Source organism: Paenibacillus nuruki, from assembly GCF_001721045.1.
GTDB classification, from domain to species: Bacteria; Bacillota; Bacilli; order Paenibacillales; family Paenibacillaceae; genus Saccharibacillus; species Saccharibacillus nuruki.
Map to the genome: position 1 here is coordinate 43,863 of NZ_MDER01000002.1, position 14,336 is coordinate 58,198.

At 39.1% G+C, this 14,336-nt stretch carries 15 protein-coding genes and 1 riboswitch; of the genes, 8 read left to right on the plus strand and 7 right to left on the minus strand.

From position 1 onward, the window contains the following. Positions 1-36: 36 nt before the first annotated feature. Together PTI45_RS00645 and isdC are read right to left on the minus strand one after the other, a co-directional pair. A complete protein-coding gene (locus PTI45_RS00645) occupies positions 37-519 on the minus strand; it encodes an NEAT domain-containing protein (protein WP_069325616.1) in 483 nt (160 codons plus the stop codon). A 28-nt stretch (positions 520-547) separates the two neighbouring features. Next, the gene (gene isdC / locus PTI45_RS00650) at positions 548-1,027 is read right to left on the minus strand and encodes a heme uptake protein IsdC (RefSeq protein WP_069325617.1); all 480 of its coding nucleotides are present in this window, start codon (positions 1,025-1,027) and stop codon (positions 548-550) included. Between the two features lie 394 nt (positions 1,028-1,421). Here isdC and PTI45_RS00655 point away from each other — a divergent pair, with 394 nt between their 5' ends. From PTI45_RS00655 to PTI45_RS00685, 7 genes are all read left to right on the plus strand, one after another. Further along, complete coding sequence (locus tag PTI45_RS00655) at positions 1,422-2,390, plus strand: ABC transporter substrate-binding protein (RefSeq protein ID WP_069325618.1); 969 nt, start codon at positions 1,422-1,424, stop codon at positions 2,388-2,390. Position 2,391: 1 nt separating this feature from the next. Continuing rightward, positions 2,392-3,396, plus strand: coding sequence for a FecCD family ABC transporter permease (locus PTI45_RS00660; protein ID WP_069325619.1), 1,005 nt, complete (start codon positions 2,392-2,394; stop codon positions 3,394-3,396). Beyond that, positions 3,393-4,217 carry an ABC transporter ATP-binding protein gene (locus tag PTI45_RS00665; protein ID WP_069325620.1) on the plus strand — a complete coding sequence of 275 codons (825 nt, stop codon included), beginning with the start codon at positions 3,393-3,395 and terminating at the stop codon, positions 4,215-4,217. Before PTI45_RS00660 ends, PTI45_RS00665 begins: the two co-directional genes overlap by 4 nt. 2 nt (positions 4,218-4,219) lie before the next feature. Then, a complete protein-coding gene (gene isdG, locus PTI45_RS00670; RefSeq protein WP_069325621.1) occupies positions 4,220-4,555 on the plus strand; it encodes a heme oxygenase in 336 nt (111 codons plus the stop codon). A gap of 173 nt (positions 4,556-4,728) precedes the next feature. Beyond that, entirely contained in the window at positions 4,729-5,484 is a 756-nt protein-coding gene (locus PTI45_RS00675) for a DUF4253 domain-containing protein (protein WP_069325622.1), read from the plus strand. A gap of 122 nt (positions 5,485-5,606) precedes the next feature. Next, positions 5,607-6,752 carry a virulence factor gene (locus PTI45_RS00680; protein ID WP_069325623.1) on the plus strand — a complete coding sequence of 382 codons (1,146 nt, stop codon included), beginning with the start codon at positions 5,607-5,609 and terminating at the stop codon, positions 6,750-6,752. Positions 6,753-6,888: 136 nt separating this feature from the next. After that, a riboswitch (Lysine riboswitch) is annotated at positions 6,889-7,086 on the plus strand. A 147-nt stretch (positions 7,087-7,233) separates the two neighbouring features. Continuing rightward, complete coding sequence (locus PTI45_RS00685) at positions 7,234-8,712, plus strand: amino acid permease (protein WP_069325624.1); 1,479 nt, start codon at positions 7,234-7,236, stop codon at positions 8,710-8,712. A gap of 228 nt (positions 8,713-8,940) precedes the next feature. On the opposite strand, the gene abnA is transcribed toward PTI45_RS00685, so the two are convergent. The 5 genes from abnA to PTI45_RS00710 all read right to left on the minus strand — a co-directional run bounded on the left by abnA (position 8,941) and on the right by PTI45_RS00710 (position 13,658). Then, entirely contained in the window at positions 8,941-9,873 is a 933-nt protein-coding gene (gene abnA / locus PTI45_RS00690) for an arabinan endo-1,5-alpha-L-arabinosidase AbnA (protein ID WP_245703385.1), read from the minus strand. Between the two features lie 458 nt (positions 9,874-10,331). Next, complete coding sequence (locus tag PTI45_RS00695) at positions 10,332-11,453, minus strand: transglutaminase domain-containing protein (RefSeq protein ID WP_069325626.1); 1,122 nt, start codon at positions 11,451-11,453, stop codon at positions 10,332-10,334. Between the two features lie 242 nt (positions 11,454-11,695). Beyond that, entirely contained in the window at positions 11,696-12,793 is a 1,098-nt protein-coding gene (locus PTI45_RS00700; protein WP_069325627.1) for an alpha/beta hydrolase, read from the minus strand. Between the two features lie 252 nt (positions 12,794-13,045). Continuing rightward, positions 13,046-13,375: a DUF3139 domain-containing protein gene (locus PTI45_RS00705; protein WP_069325628.1), complete on the minus strand. Its 330-nt coding sequence runs from the start codon at positions 13,373-13,375 to the stop codon at positions 13,046-13,048. A 16-nt stretch (positions 13,376-13,391) separates the two neighbouring features. Further along, a complete protein-coding gene (locus PTI45_RS00710) occupies positions 13,392-13,658 on the minus strand; it encodes a hypothetical protein (RefSeq protein ID WP_069325629.1) in 267 nt (88 codons plus the stop codon). Between the two features lie 70 nt (positions 13,659-13,728). On the opposite strand from PTI45_RS00710, the gene PTI45_RS00715 reads away from it, so the two are divergent. Then, positions 13,729-14,265, plus strand: a complete 537-nt coding sequence (locus tag PTI45_RS00715) for a GrpB family protein (protein ID WP_069325630.1) — start codon at positions 13,729-13,731, stop codon at positions 14,263-14,265. The last annotated feature ends 71 nt before the right edge of the window (positions 14,266-14,336 follow it).

Below are 14,336 nucleotides of genomic sequence, written 5' to 3' on the forward strand. Positions count from 1 at the left end.
ACCTCATATGCCAATAGAATAGTATAGCGTGACGCATTAGATGCTGTCTGTGTCGAATTGCAGTTGTACGTTATATTTACCTGTGTAATTAATCACAGGAATTTTGATTTCTGCATAAGCATTCACTTTGCTGTCCAAGTCAGCTACAGGGAACTCCACTACTCTTGTGTTCGCAGACGTATTCGTGCTTACTACAGTAGCGTCTACCAATTGACCATTTTGTTCTACTTTAAAAGCTGTAATTAAGTTACTGCTTGTGATGGTCAAACGCGCTGTATTCACACCATTAACAACAGTGACTGTAGCAGGCTTCACTACATAGCTATCCAGACGAGACGTATTTTCTGTACCATCTGCTAATACTTTGTAATCTACGCTGTACGTGCCATTGGCTAGAGCTGCATGTGCCGATTTAGCAGATAATGGAGCCAATACTGCGAATACCAAAGCCACCAAGATGATCATCATAAATACCTTTTTAAAATCCATTTTTTCCATACGGTTCATAACTGCGTTCATTCTTCAACACTCTCCTATAGGTTTAATTTTATTTTTTGATCGCTTTCAGACTTTTTTGATCTAAAGCTAAGCGAATCGTATAGTCGTGATCATATTTGTACGAACTCACTGTTACATGAATTTTAGATACAATTGGATTTTTGATATCTGCAATCGGAAATTGCACAATCCGTGTATCTTTTTTACTGTTACTTTGAATGACTTTTGTATCCATTATTTTACCTTTGTATTTCACTTTGAATTGCGTTGTCCACTCACTATGGTTGAGTTGCACCTGCATCGTCATTTTCCCATTTTTAACATATAACTTGGCAGGTTTTTCAAAGTAATCATTTGCCATCGACACCGAGTTATTCTCCGCCTTTAACACATCATACTTGAGGGTATATGTACCATTCGCCAGTCCTGAAGAAGAAGCTGCTTGTGTGATTGATACAGGCTTCATCCCTATCATAAACAGACTCACCATCAAGATTGAAAGTACAAGTACGGAATATCGTTTATACATATGGACAGCATTCCTCCTAATTATTTTAAATTTAATTGATTATCATTCTCAATTGAGAATTAAAAAAGAAGCTCGCTATGAGCTGTCGTCTCTCTCCTTTCACGATACAGAATCGCAAAACAAAGTGGATACAACTCCGATATTAGAGCAACCTTCCAGTGCTTGTCAATACGTTAATATCATCATAAAATCTGTGATATATGAATTTTAAGTATCTATTCTCAAAAAGCTTTTCCTATATATGCGATCAAATCAAGTCTGTATTTCATTTCAAAAATGTGGAAAAAAATTATATTTTACGTTGACAAGTTAATTGATATTCATTATCATTTAGTTAAAGTTTAATTGAAAATGATTATCATTTGCAGTGCGAATGGTAATTAGGAGGATACTCATGAAATCATCTTTACTCTGGTCATCTGCTGTTCTTCTACTCGCAGTAACCGGGTGTAGTTCATCTGCATCAACAAATGTCGCTACTCCTTCTGCTATTGCCGCTACTACACAGACGACTCAATTTACTATAACTGACTTTGCTCAACGACAGATTCCATTTGCTCAGTCACCACAACGTATTATTGCACTTAGTAATGGGGATATGGATATTATCTATGCGTTAGGTGGTCAAGTGGTCGGTCGACCCAATTCCAATGGCCCTGCGGTTGTTCCTGCTGCTGAAGAAGTCGAACAAATTGGTTCCACTCATGAAGTCGATCTGGAAAAGATTACTTTTTTACAACCTGATGTAGTGCTTGGAAATCATCCAATGAATGAAAAAGATATTCCTGCTATCGAAGGAATCGGTTCTAAGCTTATCTTAACAGGTGCCAACTCCATTCAAGACATTCAATCTCAAATTACATTGTTTGGACAACTATTACAACAAGAAGCAAAAGCCAAACAGCTCAATCAACAGATACAAGATCATATCCAAACATTAAGTCAGTCTGCTTCTACTGCTGTTAAGCCTAAAGTATTGCTGGTCTACGGAGCACCTGGAACCTATATGGCGGCTCTACCCAATTCATTAAGTGGAAATATTCTTGAAGTGGCAGGTGGGAGCAATATTGCAGCCGATCTACCCGGTCTACAAAATTTCCCGCAATATGCACAGTTGAATACCGAACAGGTCGTCCAAAGTAATCCTGACTACATTATGATTATGACGCATGGGAATACAGATGAAGTTAAAGCAGGCTTTTTGAAAGAAATGCAAAACAATCCGGCATGGAGCAGTATCAAAGCTGTTCAGAACAATCAGGTTGAAGTGCTTCCCTCTCATCTATTCGGGACAAATCCTGGAACCAAAGTAATAGATGCACTGGATTTGATTCATCAAGCTTTGTATCCGGTATCTCCATAAGATGAACAAACAGCAACGTAATCGCAGGCGATGGCTTGTCGCTATCCTTTTGCCTATCTTATCGCTGATCGCTTGTCTATACGGTGTCTTATATGGATCGATCTCTATTCCACTGCATGAAGTAATACCTATCTTATGGGGGCATGAACCATCGGCTTATCGCACCATCTTAATGGATCTACGTGTACCACGTGTCATCATTGGTTGGTTAGTCGGAGCTTGCCTGGCTACTGCTGGAGCACTGTTACAAGGTGTTATGAAAAATCCATTAGCTGATCCAGGCATTATCGGTGTCTCTGCCGGTGGTGGAATCACAGCGATGATCACAATGGTCATGTTACCCCAATTAAGCTATCTACTTCCGATAACGGCTTTCTTAGGCGCTTTTGTCACTGCGGTACTGATCTATTTACTGGCTTGGGATCGCGGAGCTTCGCCGGTAAAAATTATTCTAGCAGGGGTAGCCGTCAATGCTCTGCTTGGTGCATTAACCAACGGCATCATGGTGATCTATAGTGATCGGGTACAAGCTGTTCTTCCATGGTTATCCGGTGGACTGAATGGGCGAAGCTGGTATCATCTTGAATTTGTGGCTCCTTATGCTGTAGTCGGGTTGATCTTATCGTTATTCGCTATCAAGCCTGCCAATATACTATTGCTTGGTGATGACTCGGCTCAATTGTTAGGGCAACGTGTCGAAATGAATCGTTTGCTTATTATTTTATTATCTGCATTTCTAGCTGGAGCTGCGGTAAGTGTAGCAGGATTGGTCGGATTCGTCGGACTGGTAGTTCCTCATATGATTCGGCTGATGATTGGCGAAGATTATCGTTTCCTTCTTCCCTTCTCGATGATCGGCGGTGGCACACTGGTTGTATTTGCAGATACTGTAGCACGTTCATGGTTCGGCTCTATTGAATTACCGGTTGGCATTTTACTCGCTGTTATCGGAGCACCCTTCTTTTTATTCCTTTTGAAACGCAAAGGGAGGTTCGGTCTATCATGATAGAGGCGATTCATCCTTCGACTATTACAGCAGCCATTGAAGGCAAACAACTTAGTCTTGAAAATGGTCATTTTCGATTAGATCAGATTGATATCTCGTTACCTAAAGGTCAATTAACAGCAATTGTAGGTCCCAATGGTTCTGGTAAATCGACTTTATTGCGATTGCTCACCAGACTGCTTAAACCTGATCGCGGACAGATTCAACTACTTAATCGTCCAATGAATACATATTCTCTGCGAGAATTATCGACAACGATTACGATGTTACCGCAAATGAAAGAAATGCTTCCGCAATTGACTGTTCGTGAACTGATTGCTTACGGCCGAATGCCTTATAAGCGAAGCTGGCAAAGATCTTATGATTCAGCAGATACAGACATGATCGATCAGGTGATGCACTGGACAGGAATTGAACATTATCAAGATCGCATGTTCCATACTTTATCAGGAGGTGAACAACAGCGTACACGAATAGCGATGGCACTGGCTCAACAGACTGAAATTTTGTTACTGGACGAACCGACTACGTTTCTCGATATTGCTCATCAATTTGAAGTGATGGATATGTTAAGACGGATCAATGCAGAATCCGGTCTAACGATCGTGATGGTACTGCATGATCTGCAACAAGCAGTCGCTTATTGTGATTATATGATTGCACTCAAGCAAGGCAAAGTCGCTACGTCGGGTATTCCAAAGCATATTCTCACCGCTCAATTCATCCAAGACATTTATCATATGCAAGCACAAATTAAATTTGAGGGTGGTTATCCGGTTATTTTACCTGTAATCCCCCATCATCAATTAGGAGGTCATTGAATATGATTATCGTAACAAACACTTCTAAATTAACTAAAGGTAGTGCGCACTTGTTGGTAGAACGTTTTGATAAAGTGGGCAAAGTGGAATATATGGATGGGTTTCTAGGGCTTGAAGTATTGGTCAATCAGAGTAGCAAAGAATTCGAAGAAGTCACAATCAGTACACGTTGGGAGTCCAAAGAAGCTTTTCAAGGATGGACTAAAAGCGAAGCTTTCCGTGAATCCCATGCTCATGGCTCTACGCCAGATTATATGATCGAAAATAAAATCTCTTTTTATGACGTAAAGATAGTACGTAATCCGATTCAAGTTGAAAATGATCAAGCTGTCGTCTAAATTCAAATGATCCTTTTCACACAACTCAAATAGGTATAGTTGATTTACTCCAAACAACCCTTGCTATCATCGAAGGGTTGTTTTTGATTTGTTTTCATTAGAGGCATTACGTTATATTTAAGATAATCTACGGATAAGATACATACTTGATATCCTAAAGGAGCATGATATGAATGAGTTCAGAGATTCTAGATTATTTGCAACCGTATAATGCATTATCTATAGAAGCAAAAAATAGTTTTCTGCCGATCCAAGCACAGGGTAGCCCTTATTCTTTACTTATTATTCCTGATGATAATATCGCGGAGATCATGGAAGATACGCTGGATGAGTACGATTCATTAACCGATTATGTCGATCAACAGTCAGCACAGGTTGAGCAGATGAATGTACTGGATACATTTCGAACATTAGTCAGTCATCAATTACTTTATACCGATATCTCTGACCAGAGTGAACAGGTACAAAGTATGGATTGGGCATCCTTGTACCATACCTACAGCAGTCTATGGGAAATGCCTTTGATAGATGAGTCATTGATTCCAAGTAAAATAACTTCTTTATTACCTGATCTACAGGCAAAAAGTGAACATACAAAAGAATGGATACAGTTGCCTTTACCTGTGGGCAAAGAATATACAGCTCCACTGATGGTTCCGATGGGTGGATTCAATGAATGCCCTGCTCCTCTTTTACAAGCGTCTTTATTTCAATACTGGCAAACCAAATATAAGGCTATCCCGATCGTTGTCGATGAAAGTATGTGGATTCTGCAAGCACATAGCCGACCACAAACCGATCAAGAAGCACTACAACTGGCTCAAGAACATTTTATCTTCTGTTCTTATGTACTGGAATCCTTTGATTCGATTGGAGAATATGCTAGTTATTTGCAACAGCAAGAGTTCTGGTATTTCTGGTGGGATTAACAAAGAGTCAATCATAAGTACCCTTTTTGGGGTACAATATGAAGATGGTATTATATTAAATTTAAAACAAATGGCACGCTACTTGATGTCATTTGATTCCTAAGGAGGGTATCTACAGTATTATGAAAATCACTTCGATTGAACCTACGCCAAGTCCGAATACGATGATGTTGCATCTGGATGAGCAATTACCTCATGGTATCCGTAAAACATATACATTAACTAATGAACGCTCTGCGCCTTTATTTATTCAGCAAATGCTTCATATTGCAGGGGTCAAAAGTGTATTCCATACTGCTGATTTCGTTGCTTTAGATCGCAAAGCAAGTGCAGATTGGTCTGATATTCTAAATGAAGTCCAAGCACAGATGGGTCAAGAAGGAATTGAAAATAAATTCGAAGTGCCGACAGATCTTTCCGGTGAGCACTTTGGAGAAGCAGAAGTATTTGTACAATTTTTCCGTGGGATTCCGATGCAGATTCGAGTGAAATCGGGAACCAAAGAAGAACGTATCGGTCTAGCGGATCGATTTGTTCAAGCAGTTACCGAAGTAGCTGTAGCGACAATGATCAAAGAACGCAAATTAACCGACTATGGTGTGCGCTATGGTGAACTTGCTGATATTGCGCGTGAAGTTGAACAAGAAATCGAAGCCGCTTTTCCAGAAGATCGATTGAAAAAAATTATTGAGCAAGCGATCTCTCATGGAGCTAGTCAGGAAGAATTTGTAGAACAACGTCGTGAAATGAAAGCAGACGATATCGCTATAGCTCTTGAAGATCCAGACTGGCGTGTTCGTTATGCGGCTTTTGATCTGTTGCAACCAGACGAGCATAGCTTACCCTTGATTGAAAAAGCGTTATTCGATGAGAAAATGCAATTGCGTCGTCTAGCCGTTGTCTATCTCGGAGATCTCAAAACACCTGAAGCAATGGAGCTACTATACAAAGCACTACAAGATAAATCGGCAGCAGTTCGTCGTACAGCTGGTGATACTTTATCTGATATTGGTGATCCTGCGGCAACACCTGCGATGCTCACTACACTGAAAGATAGCAGCAAATTAGTACGCTGGCGTGCCGCACGCTTCTTGTATGAAGTAGGCACTGAAGAAGCACGTGATGAATTAGAATTAGCTGTAGAAGATCCTGAATTTGAAGTGAGTCTACAAGCCAAAATGGCGCTTGAACGGATAGAGTCAGGTGAACAAGCCGCAGGTACGATCTGGCAACAAATGGCGAAAAGTCGTGCGAAAGATAACGGATGATTATTGTGATTACTCGTTCTTCATAAGAGCTTCATGATATAAGTGGTTGTCAAAAACAAAGACTAGACGTATACTGGAAAACAGTCATCTTATTAATGACACTAATTGCATAATAATTGCCTCATCACACAATATCCGATGAGGTAGAGGTCGCAACTATAATGAGTCTATTTGGAGAAAGCGTTAGAGCCGCTGTTGATCCCAAATAAAAAGGTATCGTTGCCGAAGTATACGTAACGCTCTTCTGTTACTTATGCTGGGACTGTGTCCGAAAGGAACAGGACTGTCACAGTGAACCATCTTCGGATGTGTCCTGTGTTGAGCTATCTTTACAAAGGAAAAGTATGGTGCGGATCATAATTAAAGGATCACGTATATATACGTGGTCTTTTTTGTTGTGTTCTTGCGTTTGTCTGCTTCCTTTATCTATTCTCAGCATGCGTTGACATGCTTAATTCAGTAAGGAGTGTATCTAACTATTATGGCATCTTCATCTTCTCCATCCTCACCACCGCGTGAACTCAAAGCAGGTCTACGTGCAAGACATATGACGATGATCGCTTTGGGCGGTTCGATCGGTACCGGTCTATTTCTCGCCAGTGGTGGCGCCGTCGCTCAAGCAGGACCGGGCGGTGCACTACTCGCTTATGCTTGTGTCGGAATTATGGTGTATTTCTTAATGACTAGTCTGGGTGAAATGGCAACCTATCGTCCTGAATCGGGTTCATTCAATACGTATGCCGCTCGTTATGTCGATCCTGCATTTGGATTCGCTATGGGTTGGAATTTCTGGTACAACTGGGCGGTCACGATTGCAGCGGAATTATCTGCGGCAACAATTATTATCAAGTATTGGTTTCCGGAGAGTTCTTCTTTTATCTGGAGTCTGCTATTTCTAGCTGTCATCTTTTTGCTTAATATTTTATCAGTCAAAGGGTATGGAGAATCAGAATACTGGTTTGCGATGATTAAGATTGTCGTTGTTATTCTATTTCTTGTGGTCGGTGTGTTGATGATCTTCGGGATTCTAGGTGGCAAAGCTGTAGGATTCAGTAACTTTACGATGGGCGATGCCCCTTTTAATGGAGGATTGTTAGCCTTTATCGGTGTATTTATGGCAGCCGGGTTCTCTTTTCAAGGGACAGAGTTAATCGGAGTTGCGGCGGGTGAAAGTGAAAATCCACGTGAACATGTACCAAAAGCGATTCGTCAGGTATTCTGGCGTATTCTGATCTTTTATATTTTAGCGATTCTAGTGATTGGATTAATTATTCCATATACAACACCTTCTTTGTTGAATGGTGATTTAACCGATATCGGAGTGAGTCCGTTTACACTTGTTTTTGAAAAAGCAGGTTTGGCTTTTGCCGCAGCAGTCATGAATGCGGTTATTCTATCTTCGGTTCTATCCGCAGGTAATTCAGGTATGTATGCTTCAACCCGTGTCTTATATGCGCTGGCTAAAGAAGGCAAAGCACCACGAATGTTCGGTCGATTAAATCGTCGCGGAATTCCGCAAAATGCGTTGTTGTTAACGACTGCTGTAGGTATGCTGGCATTTCTAGCTTCGTTGTTCGGTGATGGTATTGTGTATCAATGGTTACTCAATGCTTCAGGGATGTGTGGCTTTATTACATGGCTGGGCATTGCAATCAGTCATTATCGCTTCCGCCGTGCTTTTTACGCTCAAGGTAAAAGTATAGATGATTTACCTTTCAAAGCAAAATGGTTCCCGTTCGGTCCGTTATTTGCATTTATCTTATGTGCAATTGTTATTCTCGGTCAAAGTCTGTCGTATATTACACCAGAAGCGATTGACTGGAAATCTATTTTTGCTTCTTATATTAGTGTTCCATTGTTCTTGATCTTATGGCTTGGATATAAGTTAATCAAAAAAACAAAAGTGGTGCCTTTAACCGAATGCGACCTGAATAGTGGACCTCATTTAGATAAAAAGTAATTTTATCGCATATACTGTGATTAAATAAAAAACACCTTCCACTCTCTAATGACGAAATCGCTAGAGAAGTAGGAAGGTGTTTTTTTAATGTGTGCTTCTGAAATTCTTTTTTAACCTAGTGTATGTTCAGAACCATCGCATGACATCATTTACAATTACGTTATTGGTTTCACCTATTTTGATATGATAGCGTGATCTGTTCTTTTATTTTACGTTTAAATCATAAAGTTAATATGTGGGCCAGCCGCTGGAATCCCAATTGAGATCGCTGATTAACAGCTTCGGTGCACCATTATCATTGGCATCATAAGCATGACGAGCAATAATATTGTTACCGACGATGTCTTCACCGCCTGGACCTTTCCATTGAGCGTTACCACTATCTAGAATTGTACCACCACCATTAAGCATATTCACACCATTTTTATCAACATAAGGCCCTGTAATATTGGCGGAACGACCATAGACGATTTTGTACGTACTGTTTACACCTTTACAGCAGTTGTCGATAGAAGCGAACAAATAGTAGTATCCATTACGGTACGTGATCGATGGCGCTTCGATAGCACCACCATTGTTAGGACGTGCGGCAATAGAAGTAATGCTACCTGTTGGTTTCATCGTGTTTTTGTCGAGCTTGGTTAATTTAAGACCACTCCAGAATGAACCGAAAGCTAACCAGGGATTACCAGAAGCATCAATAACCAATTCAGGATCAATGGCATTGTAATCATTAGAACCTTCAGTCGTGCGTAACACTAGACCATCATCACGCCAGCTACCTGCACCAATACTGCTAGCCGAAGCAAGTCCAATTGCAGATGTATTCGAACCAAATGACGAAATCGAATAGTACAACCATGTGCGACCGTTATATGTTTTTACATCTGGAGCCCAGACATCATTTGCTGCTTGCTTAGGTACGTATGTTTTCCACCAAGCTGGAGGAGATAAAAATACTTGAGGCACACGGTACCAGTTCGTGCCATTGTCGGATTTCAATACTTGAATGCCTTTTCCGGTAGAAAAGGTATACCAGCTATTGCCTTCTTTAATTAGGGATGGATCATGTACCCCTACATCACCAGATAATGCCCATGGTGCTGCAAAAATTTTACCATTGGGTGCAAAAGAAAAAAGAAGTGCTGTTAAGGTCAACATTAAAACTAATTTGCTTTTCAGCTTCATATTAATGATGTTCGCCTCCTGCTTCCGAAGTCCGCCAAATGCTGTATTGACAACGTTTAGCGCCTACATTTAATTATAAAGCGCTTTCAATTATGTACAATATAATATTAAAGCAACTTTAAACCTATCCATTTATTTGTATTTTTATGTATATTTAGTTAACATATTTGTTAATTAAATAGCTTTTATATTAATAAATAAACAAAAGAATATAGGATTCAAAAAGTATATTCGTTGTTAAAAGTTTATAGACATTCTTCAAGGTATAACAATACCGAATTAACATTTAGCTTTTTATATCGGATACCGTCCCTTATTTTTCTAGAAATGAAGTGCTTTCTATACCTAGTATGCTCCTTGCTATCTAACCTTATAAATCATACAAAAAAAGGATCGGTTACTTGCTCCGATCCTTGCTTGTGTTTATATTTTTATTTCCAAGATAAATTTACTTTAAGATCATTTGAACTACCTAGCGATTGCACCGTGTACGAGATAGACTTGATTCCGACAGCAGATAGGCGACTTAGATCGCTTTTCAAACTAGTGATATTGCCATTGTAACGAAACACCAATGACGATTGTCCGCTTGCTTTAGCATTTTTCACTTGCTCTTTAAGGTCTACTGCTGAATTTACAGCGGCTGGCGAATTATCTACAGCATAATTCAAGTTTTGCTCCAATTGCTTGTAAAATCCTGAGGTATCCCCACCGGATGCAATCAATGTATTCAACGTATCTTTGTAGGCAACAGTTGCCGCAGGATATGTTTTGGTCCAGTTATGATCTTGTTTCATCTGAGCATCTGTACGTAGATAGTAATTGGTATCGACGCCATCGCCTTGATCCGGTAATGGATCATCCCATGTCGTATCCATGTGGTACCAGTTCCCATCAATATTGACAAGGTTCCAAGCATGTAGTTCACCGCCTGCTGTACCTTCAACGATTTTGTTTTCTACACCTGCTTGTTTGAGCAATGCGTAACTAAGTAATGCATAGCCCTGACATACAGCTGTACCATCGTATAATGCTTCATAAGCCGTATAACGAGTATACGTTTCATCATATTTCAGATGTTGTACTACCCAGTCATGAATAGCTTTGACTTTTTGGTGATCATTCATACCCGGTGTGATGATCTGAGCCACAGTTTGAACGACTTTTTCATTCACATATTTGGTCTGAGTTACTGTTTCCCGATACTTCATATCTACAGTCACTAAGGCTGAATACGCATTACTGCGCCATGTCAGACCATAGCTATCTAAGATATACATCGTATAAGGATCTTTTTCTAATGCGGTCTCAAACGAATCCTGTAACATGGATTTGAGTTTGGCTGTACTTCCTTTGTACGTAAAGGTGACTTGTGCACTACGATTCATTAATCCTTTGTACAATTGATCTACAATATCAGTTGTGCTATTGACTGTGATCTGTGAAGTCGCTGCATATGCAGTATTACCACTAAACGAAATCGCTGGAACCGCAGAGAATACTAATGTTCCTGCTAAAAGGGTTTTCACCCAAAGTTGACTTGATCTATTCATGCAGACGTAACCGCCCTTCATCGTGTAGGTAATAGGTGAGAATAACTATAGTGAGTGAGCAACTTCGCAATCATAACCTTTATCATTCCTTATATGATCTGTGAATGAGTTCTATTCGCTTTATAGGTTATACGCTTAATTATAGTCGTTATAAACTGGATTGTACACAACCGCATTATCTTATCGGATATATGTATCCATTTTTATATTACTAACGAATAATATTACTCTATAGCTATATCTTACTTATCGGTTGTTGGAGCTTTTTCGTTTACTGATTTGAGCCATGTGATTGGAATTTTCCATCTGCGAATGTTTACTTTCTGCGTAACATTTTTGGTTATCGCTAGTGGTGGAGTGATAGCTTTGACTCTAGGCTCTGCATGCTTCACATGTTCATCTAAAAAAGGAAGAACTTTTGCCCAGAAATGAGGGTCTTTTTGCGAAGAACTATGTCCGTTCGTATTTACAAATAAAGTCTCTATCGGCGGAGTAACTTGTCCCATCACAAATTCTAACTCTGTTGGTGGAATAAAGGCATCCCCGCGTGAATGAATCATTAAGATGGGCAAATCTGCTTCTTTGCGTGCTTCATTGATTGAAAACACTGTATTTTTCTGCTGATATTCTTTGAGTGAAATATGAGAACGATAAAACCAGATTCGTGGAATAATATTTGCCATCGGAAATAATGGTAACCCCCGGCGCTTAAATTCAGCTTCGAGCACACTTTCAAATTGAGCAGGCATCGAATCTGTAATCACTGCTCGTACCGGTAATCCATAAGGAAGCGACAAAATCGTGCCCAGTCCCCCCATCGAATGCCCTAACACTCCGATTCGCTCGGGATCGATCTCAGGAATACGAATTGCATAATCCATTGCCGCCAAAATATCATCCCGAAATGTATACGCAGAAGGAGCTTCGATTGGATCACTATGTCCGTGGCTACGTGCATCATACATTAAGATCGCATAGCCTGCTTGCCATAACGGTTCAATATAACGAAGCACCCGAGAACGATTAGAACCCCAACCATGAGCAATAATCATCAGCGGTGCAAGCTCTGTTGTCGTTACAGGAGCTGCTTGATCTTGGGAGCTTTGGTTATCTGCTGAATGTTCTTTCTTCTCCGTAGTCATCGCTGGAATAAACCATCCTTGAATGTTCAGTCCGTCACTGACAAATTCAATATCTTGATAAGGCATATCAGGCTTGCGCTCTACAGGAATACGCTTAGGCGTCTGCGCTTTGACCGCTGTATTCCATACCATTCTTGTTCCGGCAAGTGCTAATACCGCACCACTTACTCCACCAATCAACCAGTACCGTCTATCCATTGCGATTCCTCCTCTTTTTAATGTAAAAATCATGTATCTTACATTTGAAATGTATAATGGAACGAATTCCTCCGACACTTGTTTAAACATATGTCTATTATTACACATTTAGTCTCAGATACTAAACATTTTTGTGATAAAGAGAACAAGGACGAGTATAGTATAGAGCAATCAGCATCCAAATGCTTACGTATAATTTCAATATAATTTACTTTATTAATACTTTTAAATTTCTCATATGTAGAATAATAATTATGGATTTTCTGCATGGATATATTTTTGCTTCAAATCATTAATCGCAGGAATACAACTGTATTGCTCCATTTGCCCATTGTTGGATTTATACATATACATTGCATTTCGCTCGTCTTTGAATATTACACTTGTGCTGACTACAGGTGCTTTACTGATATACGTTTTGATTTCAGCAATATCTGTACTTTGATAACCTTGTTCAAGTACCAAATAATTCATTACTTCTTGAGTGACTTGTTTTTTGTAGTACTCTATTCCAAAATGAAAAATAAATGCACTGATCACGACTGTAATACAGATTGTGATCGGAATATTTTTGTTTTTCATCGCTATTGCTCCTTTTTTATATCAGTATGTTCATCAGATATGACCAATCTTGAGTTTCTACTAGAGAGCCTAAAAACATCGCAGCTCCCCCTATAGCTAACCCTACCAACTTATTCACTTTTTGTTCACTCATCTTTGTTTTTTCAAATAAAAATATAAAACTTATTAAAAATAAACTATAAGATAGCTGTTGAGTACTATCATCCCAGATCAAGCCTATATAATAGGATAAGTATAAAGCTATACTCAAAGATAAAAGTATCAATGGGATACGCAATTTCATATGGATTATCCTTCCTAATTAGCTGTTATCAAGTTATATACTTCATCTATACTAAAGGATGTGTAACTCTATGCAAAACGAATTGGGAATTGCCAAAAATCAAGTAAAGCTTGTTGATTATGATCCTTATTGGAACATACTATTTAAAGAAATCAAAACAAGTATATGTGCTGTTACATCATTACAAGAATCTAGAGTACAGCATATTGGAAGCACAGCGATACCAAATATCAAATCCAAGCCTGTCATCGATATTCTTCTTGGAGTCGATCATTTAGATCAAGTAGACACCTATGATGAGTATTTGAAAACGATTGGATTTTATCGTTTGAAAGTACAAAGAGAAAACGAATATGTATATGCCAAATTTAAAGATACTCATTTCGAGATCAAAACTCATTTTATTCATATGGTACCGTTCGAAAGTGATATTTGGAAAAATCTTATTTTCTTTAGAGATTATCTAAATACTCATCCAGAGAAAAAAATAGAATATCAGACGATTAAACAATCTTTTGTTCATCTTCAAAGTGAAGGTATTCAAGAATATACAGCTCATAAAGAAGCTTTTATCAAAAATATTTTTAGCCTTCGACATTCTTTGTAAAAGTGAAGTTTATATTAAAAAACACCACGATTCTACAAGTTCACTTTAAAACAAAAAGCCTTCTTTGTAAT

What these genes read in the sequence shown, in the direction of transcription:
- PTI45_RS00645 (WP_069325616.1), bottom strand. Translation starts at nt 519, where the DNA reads ATGAACGCAGTTATGAACCGTATGGAAAAAATGGATTTTAAAAAGGTA.
- isdC (WP_069325617.1), bottom strand. Translation starts at nt 1,027, where the DNA reads ATGTATAAACGATATTCCGTACTTGTACTTTCAATCTTGATGGTGAGT.
- PTI45_RS00655 (WP_069325618.1), top strand. Translation starts at nt 1,422, where the DNA reads ATGAAATCATCTTTACTCTGGTCATCTGCTGTTCTTCTACTCGCAGTA.
- PTI45_RS00660 (WP_069325619.1), top strand. Translation starts at nt 2,392, where the DNA reads ATGAACAAACAGCAACGTAATCGCAGGCGATGGCTTGTCGCTATCCTT.
- PTI45_RS00665 (WP_069325620.1), top strand. Translation starts at nt 3,393, where the DNA reads ATGATAGAGGCGATTCATCCTTCGACTATTACAGCAGCCATTGAAGGC.
- isdG (WP_069325621.1), top strand. Translation starts at nt 4,220, where the DNA reads ATGATTATCGTAACAAACACTTCTAAATTAACTAAAGGTAGTGCGCAC.
- PTI45_RS00675 (WP_069325622.1), top strand. Translation starts at nt 4,729, where the DNA reads ATGAGTTCAGAGATTCTAGATTATTTGCAACCGTATAATGCATTATCT.
- PTI45_RS00680 (WP_069325623.1), top strand. Translation starts at nt 5,607, where the DNA reads ATGAAAATCACTTCGATTGAACCTACGCCAAGTCCGAATACGATGATG.
- PTI45_RS00685 (WP_069325624.1), top strand. Translation starts at nt 7,234, where the DNA reads ATGGCATCTTCATCTTCTCCATCCTCACCACCGCGTGAACTCAAAGCA.
- abnA (WP_245703385.1), bottom strand. Translation starts at nt 9,873, where the DNA reads ATGTTGACCTTAACAGCACTTCTTTTTTCTTTTGCACCCAATGGTAAA.
- PTI45_RS00695 (WP_069325626.1), bottom strand. Translation starts at nt 11,453, where the DNA reads ATGAATAGATCAAGTCAACTTTGGGTGAAAACCCTTTTAGCAGGAACA.
- PTI45_RS00700 (WP_069325627.1), bottom strand. Translation starts at nt 12,793, where the DNA reads ATGGATAGACGGTACTGGTTGATTGGTGGAGTAAGTGGTGCGGTATTA.
- PTI45_RS00705 (WP_069325628.1), bottom strand. Translation starts at nt 13,375, where the DNA reads ATGAAAAACAAAAATATTCCGATCACAATCTGTATTACAGTCGTGATC.
- PTI45_RS00710 (WP_069325629.1), bottom strand. Translation starts at nt 13,658, where the DNA reads ATGAAATTGCGTATCCCATTGATACTTTTATCTTTGAGTATAGCTTTA.
- PTI45_RS00715 (WP_069325630.1), top strand. Translation starts at nt 13,729, where the DNA reads ATGCAAAACGAATTGGGAATTGCCAAAAATCAAGTAAAGCTTGTTGAT.